General features: G+C 55.4%; 2 protein-coding genes. Both read right to left on the reverse strand.

Annotation, left to right across the window (positions count from 1 at the left end; genetic code table 11):
- On the reverse strand, positions 1-450 hold a 450-nt coding region (locus ACXJ5O_RS28320; protein WP_457302815.1), incomplete at its 3' end, for an ATP-binding cassette domain-containing protein.
- Positions 450-949: ABC transporter permease subunit (locus ACXJ5O_RS28325; protein ID WP_457302816.1), on the reverse strand; the 500-nt coding region annotated here is incomplete at its 5' end. The genes ACXJ5O_RS28325 and ACXJ5O_RS28320, both read right to left, overlap by 1 nt.

The following is a 949-nucleotide window of genomic DNA, read 5'->3' on the forward strand; positions in this document are numbered from 1 at the left end:
GGCCTTCTCGATCGCATCCGAAGCCGCCTTCTTGTAAGTAGGAAAGCCCAGCAAGCCGAGAATGGTAAAACCAGACGACAACATCAGTGGGTTGTGCTGAGCGACGAGCAGGTTTTCTAGAACGGTCAACCCCGAAAACAGGCGAATATTCTGGAACGTACGCGCGACCTTGGCCTTCTTGGTGATGACGAAATCGGCCATCCGTTCCAAGAGATACTCCTCACCATTCTGACGGGTCATCGTCAGCATACCTTCGGTCGGCTTGTAAAAGCCGGTTATGCAATTGAAGACCGTGGTCTTGCCGGCACCGTTCGGGCCGATAAGGGCAGTGATTGCGCCGCGCCTGGCTTCGAAGTTCAGGTCATTGATCGCGATGAGGCCACCAAATTTCATAGATAGCCGCTCAACGCGCAAGATTGCAGTGGGATTGTTTTGCACTTCCGAAACCATCAGCCGTGGCCTTCTTTGGTAAACTCGCTGGACACCATCTTGCGTTTATGCAGGAAGGCACTCGGTTCTCGATTGCCGACAAAACCACGCGGCTTCCACACCATGACCACGATCATCGCGAGACCGAACAAGAGCATACGATAGAGTTCGGGAGTGAAATCCGGTCCAAAGATGCGCTTCAGGAATTCCAATTCGCGCAAGAGTTCCGTACCGCCGATCATCACCGCAGCGGCGATAGCGATGCCGACCAGTGATCCCATCCCCCCCAGAACCACGATTGCAAGAATGATGGCGGACTCCAGGAACACAAAGGATTCTGGGCTGACAAATCCCTGCCGCGCCGCGAAGAAAGAACCAGCAAAGCCGCCGAACATTGCGCCGGTGGCGAACGCGGTCAGTTTTGTCGTCGTTGTATTGATGCCTAGCGAGCGGCAGGCGATCTCATCCTCACGCAAAGCCTCCCACGCACGACCGATCGGCATACGGCGCAGGCGAATGG

The sequence above is a fragment of the Phyllobacterium sp. P5_D12 genome, assembly GCF_054049495.1.